The following is an 8,118-nucleotide window of genomic DNA, read 5'->3' as shown; positions in this document are numbered from 1 at the left end:
GTCTCGGCTCCGAGACCGCCCGTGGTTCCCGTGACCAGGGCTACGCGACCGGTGAGGTCGATTCCGGCGATGACCTCATCGGTGTCCATCGCGTACCGCTCAGCCCGCGAGCTTCGCGAGGTTGGGGAAATTGCTCAGCTCCCAGCCGCCGTCCACCACCATGTCGATGCCCGTGACATAGGAGGCCTCGTCGGAGGCGAGGAACAGGCACGGGCCCGCGATCTGTTCCGGGGTCGCGGGCGCGCCCATCGGAATGCGGTCCAGGAACATCTGTTTGGCGGGCTCGTACCCCATGACCGCCGCCACCAGCGGGGTGTCCACCAGGCCGGGCAGCACGGCGTTCACCCGGATGCGGTGCTGCGCCAGTTCCAGGGCCGCGTTCTTGGAGAACATCACCACGCCCGCCTTACCCGTGGAGTACGGGCTGCCGCCGGGCATGGGGACCCGGGCGTCCAGGGACGAGATATTGACGATCGAGCCGCCACCGGTCGACTTCATCAGGCGCGCCTCGTGTTTGGTGCACAGGAAGACGCTCTTCTGGATGAGGTCGATGGTGAAGTCCCAGTCCGCCTCGGTGAGGTCGGTGACCGCCCCGATGCGGGACGCGCCCGCGCAGTTGAAGGCGGCGTGCAGACCGCCGAACCGCGATGCGGCGACCGCGATTCCCGCCTCCACCTGGGCCTCGTCGGTGACATCGGTGACCGCCGGGACGAAGGCGTCACCGAGTTCGGCTGCCCGCTTCTCCAGTCCGGCCGCGTCGATGTCGAGGCCGACGACATTCCCGCCCTCGGCGATCACGGCGGCCGCGATGGCCGAACCGATGCCGGAGGCGGCGCCGGTGACGACCGCGGTGCGGCCCTCGAATCTGCGTGCGTTCATCGGGCGCCCGCCTTCAGGAATTCGCCGGTCCGTTCTGTGCCGAGCGTCTCGGCCTTCTCGCCGAGCCCGAACACGAACTCGCCGTTGACCAGCACCGCGGTGACGGTCTCGTCATTGCGGTTGACCATGCGCGAGAGGTTGTCGTACTCCGGAACCGGGTTCTCGGCGTAGGCGGTGAGACTGTCGTCGAGCCGCTCGGGATCGATGATCAGCACATCGGCCCGGTCGCCCTCACGCAGATGCCCGGCGTCGAGGTCGTACCAGTCGGCCAGCTCACCGGTGACCCGGTGCACGGCGTGCTCGACCGTCATGAACGGGTTGCCCGCCCGCTGCGCCCGCTGCACCCGTTCGAGCAGCCGCAGCCCGAAGTTGTAGAACGCCATGTTCCGCAGGTGCGCGCCCGCGTCCGAGAAGCCCAGCTGCACACTGGGATCCGCGGCCAGCACGTTCAGCACCTCGGGCCGGTGGTTGGAGATGGTGGTGCGCCAGCGCACCTTGGGCCCGTACTCCACCACCAGATCCAGGAAGGCGTCCACCGGGTGCACGCCGCCGCGATCCACGCCGACCTGACCGAAGGTCTTGCCGACCACGCTCTCATCGGGGCATTCGGTGATCTCGGCGTCGAAGAAGTCGCGGTGCCAGACCCGCGGGCCCCACTTCTTGTCGTAGTCCTTGCGGAACCAGCGCCGGTATTCCTCGTCGGCCAGCAGCGCGCGGCGTTCCTCGATCTGGTTGGACAGGTGCAGAGCCGCGGCGCCGGAACCGAATTCCTCGAACACCGGCAGGTCGATGCCGTCGGAATACACCTCGAACGGCACCGGCAGGTGCTGCCAGCGGAAGTCGCCGCCCAGCTTGTTGATGATCTTGCCGAGCAGCGGGAAGACCTTCACCACACCGGGAATCGCCTTGATGTCGGCCGCCGACAGCAGGCTCACCTTCAGGTGCGGCCGGAAGAAGCCGAGGCTGCTGGCCGCCATGCCGATCAGGCTCTGCGGCTTGGCCACGTCCGGGCCGCCCTGCAACGCCCGCTTGCGGTCGCGCAGAATGCGATTCAGGCGACGCCGCTCCTTGGCGGTGGCGTAGGTCGAGGGCAGGGTGCGCGAACGGCACACCTCGCCGTCGAGCTTGTCGAACAGCAGCTGCTGCGAGGACATGCCGACGAAGCCCGCGTCCAGGGCCTCGGTCAGCTTGTGCTCCATGGCCGTCAGCTCGTTCTCGGTGGGCTTCACCTTCGGATCGGTGGCGCGGGTCAGACCCAGCTGCGCCGCCCGGATGTCCGAATGACCGATGAACGCGGCCACATTCGGGCCCAGCGGCAGCGACTCCAGCGCCGCCACATAGCTGTGCGCGCTGTTCCAGGTCTTGAGCGCGTCGACCGCGTCCACCACGTGCTTGCGCGGAATCGCCTCCACCCGGCCGAACAGGTCGCCCGCGTCCGAACCGCCGACGTGCACGGTGGACAGCGAGCACGAGCCCAGCAGCAGGGTGGTGACGCCGTGCCGCAGCGACTCCGACAGCGTCGGGTCGAGCAGCACCTCCACGTCGTAGTGGGTGTGGATGTCGATCATGCCGGGCATGACCCAGCGGCCGGTCGCGTCGATCACGCGCTCGCAATCGGTTTCGTCCAGCGGCGCGGCCGAGACCGTCGCCACCCGGCCGTCACGGATGCCGAGATTGCGGATGGCCGACGGCGCGCCAGTCCCGTCGAACCAGCGGCCGTTCTTGATGATGGTGTCGTACACAGTAATTCACTCCCCCAGAGTGAGGTCGCGGCGCAGCACCTTGCCGGTGGCGTTGCGCGGCAGCGGATCCGCGGTGACCAGCCAGCGGGCGGGCACCTTGAAGTAGGCCAGTTGCTTGGCCACGTGGTCGCGCAGTTCGTCCTCGGTCAGCGCCTCCGGATCGTCGACCACGACGATGGCGGCCACCTCCTGGCCGAGATCCTCGTGCGGGACGCCGATCACGGCCGACTCGCGCACCAGCGGGTGCTCGTCGAGGACGTTCTCGATCTCCTGCGGGTAGACGTTCTCGCCGCCGCGCAGGATGAGATCCGAACGGCGGCCGGAGATGTAGAGCTTGCCGCCGCGCAGGGTGCCGTAGTCGCCGGTGCGCAGCCAGCGGTTCTCGTCGATGGCCGCCTTGGTGGCGTCCTCGTTGTTCCAGTAGCCGAGCATGACGTAGGGGCTGCGGATGCAGATCTCCCCCTCCTCGCCGTCGGGCACCGGCTTGCCGTCCGGATCCCGGACCTCGAGCGAGACGCCGACGACCGCGCGGCCCACGGTCTCGTTGTCGGCGGCCAGTTCCGGCGGGGTCGCCACGGTCGCGGCGGTGCCGGACTCGGTGCAGCCGTAGCTGGTGGTCAGGCCCTGCAGCGCCACCGGGAACTTCTCGCGCAGCCGCTGCACCAGCGCCGGGGAGGACGGCGCGGAGTTCAGCGAGAACGCAGTCAGCGAGGACAGGTCGTACTTCGAGATGTCCACGCCCAGAATGCGACTCGCCAGCGTCGGCACGGCCGCCCAGTTGGTGACCTTCTCCGTCTCGACCAGCTTCAGCAGCGATTCCGCGTCGAACTCGCCCGAGGTCGGGAAGACCACGGCGTCACCGGTGGTGAGGCGCGGGATCGACAGGTTGTGCAGGCTCGCGATGTGGAACAGCGGCATGGTTGCCAGGTAGCGGCGGCCGGCCGGGGAACCGTCCCAGGCCTGACCGCGGAAGCCGGCGGCCAGCGCGTCCATGAAGCGGTGGTAGTCGGCGACCGCCACCATGTTCCGCTGGGTGTGCACCACGCCCTTGGGGCGGCCGGTGGTGCCGGAGGTGTAGAGGATGATCGCCGGATCGTCCTCGGTCACCTCGGCGGCCGGATTGCCGCCCGCGAACTCCGCGATCAGCGCGGGCAGGTCGGTCTCCATGGTCAGCACCGGGATGTCGGTGCCGGTCTCGGCGGCCAGCGCGGCCCGCTTGGCGTCGGCGATCACCACCGTCGGGGCGGAGTGCTCGAGGCCGTACTCGATCTCGCGCGGCACCCACCAGGCGTTGTAGCCCACCGGGATCGCGCCCAGACGCTGCGCGGCCCAGAAGGTCAGCACCCATTCGGGGGTGTTGGCGGCCAGGATGCCGATCCGGTCGCCCTTGCCGACGCCGTAGCGCTCGGCCAGCGCGGCCGCGAGCGCGCCCGCGGCCGCGTAGTGCTCGGCGAAGGTGTAGCGGGTGCGCGCGGACACGAGGTAGTCGAGTTCGCCCAGGTCACGGGAGGCGTCCAGCAGCTCCAGCAGCGACGCGTGGCGGTGCTTGAACACCGGCTGCGGCACCCCCAGCACCTGCTCGACCGTCATCTCGAACGGACCGTCCGGGCCGGTCAGCTTTCCGGCGACCTGCGCGGCGAGCGCCTGGAGGTCAACTGCGTTGGTCATGAATCAAGTCCTCGAATCCTTGTGCGCGAACCGTGGCGGGCGATCAGAGTGAGGCCGGTCACGCCGCCCCCCGGACTGTATCGAAGGTCGCTTTCAGGTAGGTGTCGGCACGAGGCGAACCGATCAGGCCGGCCTCCATCCGGTTCATCGCGTAGGCGAAGGTGACCCGGTGGTCCAGGTCGTTGACCACCATCGACCCGCCGATCCCGGCCCACCAGCACACCCGGCCGTCCGGCACGTGCGGCGCGGTCTGCGGCTGCGGCAGGCCGTAACCGATGCCGAAGCGCAGCGGCACCATGATGGCCAGGTCCACGCCGTCGGACTGCTGCTCGAAGATGAGGTCGATGGTCTTGTCCGACAACAGCTTCCGGCCGCTCAGCTCGCCGCCATTGCTGATCAGCGACTGCAGCCGGGCGATGGAACGGGCATTGCCGTGCCCGCCCATGCCGCCCAGCTCGGCCTGCTGCCACTGCGGGGTGCCGCATTCGGCGAAGTCCAGCAGCGGCTGGAACAGGGTCTTGAACATGACGCTGTCCTGCGGCAGCAGCGACGGATCGAAGTCCGGCAGCTCCGGCGGGACCAGGGTCGCGATGCGGCCCAGATCCTCGGTGGCCATGCCGATGTGGAAGTCCGCGCCCAGCGGGCCCGCCAGCTCCTCGGCGAAGAAGCGGCCCAGCGGGCGCCCCGTGACGCGCTTGACCAGCGCGCCCAGCAGGTGGCCGTAGTTCATGGCGTGATAGCCGGACGCGGTGCCCGGCTCCCACCACGGCGCTTGCGCCGCAAGGCGATCCGTGGCCGCGTCGGTGTCGTAGATGTCCGACAGCACGATCGGGGCCTCCCAGCTGGAGACGCCCGAGGTGTGCGACAGCAGGTGCCGCATCTCGATATCGGCCTTGCCGTTGGCGGCGAACTCCGGCCAGTAGTGGGCCACCTTCTGGTGCACGTCCAGCTCACCGCGGTCGACCAGCAGCAGCACGCTCAGCGCGACCATGGTCTTGGTGATGGAGAAGGTGTTCACCACGGTGTCGGCGGCCCACGGCGTGGTCTTGTCCGGGTCGGCGTAACCGCCCCAGAGATCCACCACGGTCTCGCCGTCCACGGTCACGCAGACCGAGGCGCCCAGCTCCGCGCCCGACTCCACCTGCTCGGTGAAAGCCGTACGGACAGACTCGAATTCGTCGGCACAGAATCCAGCGACATTGCCCATTCCGACCGCCTCCCCTCTACGCCTCGACCAGTGCGCGACTGCGAACCGGCAGGCTGTTGCCCACCGCCGCCGCGCGGCGCGCACCATCGGTGAGTTCCTTCTTCAGCTCGCGCACGTAGACGTCGAAGTCGATCTGGATCGTGTGCCGCGGCGAGTTGTAGTAGCGCTCGGCGCGCTCGGCCTCGGCCTTGGCCACGGCGGCGTTCATATCGGCCTGCGACGGGAGCCGGTAGTTGCCCGACAGGTACGCCGCGACCAGCTTGGACTGCTGCTCGGCGAAGTTGACCAGAGTCGGCATCGGCTGGGCCAGACCGAGATAGAAGAGATTGTCGACATCGGGCTTGACCATCTGACGCCACAGCGGCAGCTTGTTGGCCGTGTCGGGCACCAGCGCCGGATCGGCGAAGAACGGGAAGCTGATGTGGTAGCCGGTGGCGCACACGACCACATCCACCTCTTCGGTGGAGCCGTCGGCGAAGTGCACGACCTTGCCGTCGAGCTTGGTGATGGCGGGCTTGAAATCGATGTCGCCGCAACCGACCTTGTGCAGGAACTCCTCGCTGGCCGACGGATGCGCCTCGAAGGGCAGGTGATCCGGCTTGGGCAGGCCGTAATCCTCCATGCGGCCGCGGTTCTTGACCACGAAGCGCTGCTTGAGCTTGAGCGCCAGCTTCGGCGGCATCCAGGACGGCACCACCTGGGTGTCACCGACCTTGCCGCCGACATACTTGGGCAGCACCCACACGCCGCGGCGGGCCGAGACCCACAGCTTGTCGGCGATGAACTTCTGCGACAGCTCGCAGGCGACGTCCAGACCCGAATTGCCCATGCCCACCACGACGATTCGCTTGCCGCGCATGTCGATCGGGTCGAAGGGGTCGTTGTAGGAGTGCGAGTGGATCAGGGTGCCGTCGAACTCGCCCGGGTAGTCGGGGGTGCGCGGATCCCAGTGGTGGCCGTTGGCCACGATCAGGGCGTCGTAGGTCTCGACGGTGCCCTGGTCGGTGGTGACCGTCCACAGGCCGTCGGCGGCGCGCTCGGCCGAGGTCACCTTGTGGTTGAACCGGATTCGGTCGCGGAGGCCGAAGTGCTCGACGTAATCCTTGAAGTACTGGTGCAACTGGCTGTGGTGCGGGAAGTCCGGCCACTCGTCGGGCGCCGGGAAGTCCTCGAACTGCAGACGGAACTTCGAGGTGTCGATGTGCAGGCTCTGGTAGCAGGCCGACATCCCGTTCGGGTTCTTGTAGTACCAGTTGCCGCCCACCTCGTCGGAGGCTTCGTAGCAGTCGAAGGGGATGCCGTATTCGGCCATGCGCTTCGCGGCGGTGATGCCCGAGGGGCCCGCGCCGATGATGGCGACCCGGGGTAGCTCGCGGTTCTGTGCGGATTTCGCAGCCAATTCACTCTCCTGATTCGGCGACGGGTCTGAGAGCCCTGCCGGACGTGACGTGCCACACACGCTAACACTCACTAGACAGTGTGTCTAGTGAGTGAACTTGCGTCTATCATTCAAGCGTGACCCGATCCGATGTAGACCACCCCGAAACCCCGCGGCGCACCTCGCTGCGCGACGAACAGAAACGGCTCACCCGCAGCCGGCTCATCGACGCCGCCAAGCAGCTGTTCACCGAGCAGGGCTACGCGCCGGTCCGCGTCGACGACATCGCCGCCGCCGTCGGCTGCAGCCGCGCCACCTTCTACCTGCACTTCACCGGGAAACCGGACGTGCTGCGGGCCATCGCCGAACAGGGCACGCTGCCCAGCGTCCGGAACTTCTACGAGGACCTCGACCACGTGCTCGACACCGGCTCGCGCGAGGAATTCGCGGCGTGGATGCGCCGGGCCATCGACTGGTTCCAGGAATACAAGGACCTGCTCCCCGCCTGGGACGAGGCCACCACCCTCGAACCCGAATTCCGCGAAGTGGCCAAGGAGGGCATCATGGCGCTGCCCAGCGTCATGAGCTCCTACCTGTCGCGCTGGCCCGCCGACCGCCAGGAGGAGGCGCGCCTGCGCGTCGAACTCCTGGTCGCCCAGCTGGAACGCTTCTTCACCCGCTGGGCCATGCAGGGCACCATCGACGTCTCGGCCGACGAGGCCGCCGCCGTTCTCACCGATATCTGGTACCCGGCGCTCCAGACCCCGAAGGACTAATCCGAGACCGGCGTGACGCGGGCGCGATCCAGTTCCCAGAACGCGCGCAGCGCAATGACTTTCCCGTCCGCGTTCACGCGATAGACGGCCACCAGATCCACCTCGACGCTCACCTCGGGGCGGGTACTGCGAATGGTTCCGGTGAAGGCGGCCTCATCGCCGCAGGCGAAGGAATCCGCCCAGGTGAATTCGATGCGGCTGGGCTCGATCGCCATATCCCAGAACGCCGCGATGGCGGCCTGCCCCGAGTGCCCCTCCCCCACCGGGTCGTAGGGCGAAATCCCGACCGGGTCCTCCACGCGGGCGTCGTCGGCGAACAATGCCAGCCATTCGGCCTTGCGCTTACCGCGCACCGCGGCCTGCGAGGCGAGTCCGGCACGGCGAGCGGGATGTTCGGGCGACATCCCGCCATCCTCACCGGGCCGACCACCGGCCGGATCGGCGAATACCGGTGAGCGGGATGAATAG

General features: G+C 68.3%; 7 protein-coding genes. 1 reads left to right on the top strand and 6 read right to left on the bottom strand.

Annotated features, from left to right (window positions below; genetic code table 11):
• Positions 1-99 precede the first annotated feature (99 nt).
• Genes ACFV4K_RS33020 through ACFV4K_RS33000 form a run of 5 tightly spaced genes read right to left on the bottom strand, consistent with a single transcriptional unit; the run spans position 100 to position 6,895 of the window.
• A complete protein-coding gene (locus tag ACFV4K_RS33020) occupies positions 100-879 on the bottom strand; it encodes an SDR family NAD(P)-dependent oxidoreductase (protein ID WP_379280209.1) in 780 nt (259 codons plus the stop codon).
• Positions 876-2,621, bottom strand: coding sequence for an amidohydrolase family protein (locus ACFV4K_RS33015; RefSeq protein WP_379280207.1), 1,746 nt, complete (start codon positions 2,619-2,621; stop codon positions 876-878). Before ACFV4K_RS33015 ends, ACFV4K_RS33020 begins: the two co-directional genes overlap by 4 nt.
• Before the next feature lie 6 nt (positions 2,622-2,627).
• Positions 2,628-4,289: a class I adenylate-forming enzyme family protein gene (locus tag ACFV4K_RS33010; RefSeq protein ID WP_379280205.1), complete on the bottom strand. Its 1,662-nt coding sequence runs from the start codon at positions 4,287-4,289 to the stop codon at positions 2,628-2,630.
• A 58-nt stretch (positions 4,290-4,347) separates the two neighbouring features.
• Positions 4,348-5,496, bottom strand: a complete 1,149-nt coding sequence (locus ACFV4K_RS33005; RefSeq protein WP_379280204.1) for a serine hydrolase domain-containing protein — start codon at positions 5,494-5,496, stop codon at positions 4,348-4,350.
• A gap of 16 nt (positions 5,497-5,512) precedes the next feature.
• Positions 5,513-6,895, bottom strand: a complete 1,383-nt coding sequence (locus ACFV4K_RS33000; protein WP_379280202.1) for a flavin-containing monooxygenase — start codon at positions 6,893-6,895, stop codon at positions 5,513-5,515.
• A 116-nt stretch (positions 6,896-7,011) separates the two neighbouring features.
• Between ACFV4K_RS33000 and ACFV4K_RS32995 the strand changes: the two genes are divergently transcribed.
• A complete protein-coding gene (locus ACFV4K_RS32995) occupies positions 7,012-7,650 on the top strand; it encodes a TetR/AcrR family transcriptional regulator (RefSeq protein ID WP_379280201.1) in 639 nt (212 codons plus the stop codon).
• Here the strand turns inward: ACFV4K_RS32995 and ACFV4K_RS32990 are convergent.
• Positions 7,647-8,118, bottom strand: a 472-nt coding sequence (locus ACFV4K_RS32990) for a nuclear transport factor 2 family protein (RefSeq protein WP_379280199.1), incomplete at its 5' end; no start/stop codon positions are given. The two genes, ACFV4K_RS32995 and ACFV4K_RS32990, sit on opposite strands and share 4 nt — an antisense overlap.

It is taken from the genome of Nocardia sp. NPDC059764 (genome assembly GCF_042732555.1).
Taxonomy (GTDB): domain Bacteria; phylum Actinomycetota; class Actinomycetes; order Mycobacteriales; family Mycobacteriaceae; genus Nocardia.
This window is presented reverse-complemented; position numbering and strand designations above follow the sequence as displayed.

Excerpts from the sequence above, each read along its gene's own strand:
- ACFV4K_RS33020 (WP_379280209.1), bottom strand. The coding sequence starts at position 879 with ATGAACGCACGCAGATTCGAGGGCCGCACCGCGGTCGTCACCGGCGCC.
- ACFV4K_RS33010 (WP_379280205.1), bottom strand. The coding sequence starts at position 4,289 with ATGACCAACGCAGTTGACCTCCAGGCGCTCGCCGCGCAGGTCGCCGGA.
- ACFV4K_RS33005 (WP_379280204.1), bottom strand. The coding sequence starts at position 5,496 with ATGGGCAATGTCGCTGGATTCTGTGCCGACGAATTCGAGTCTGTCCGT.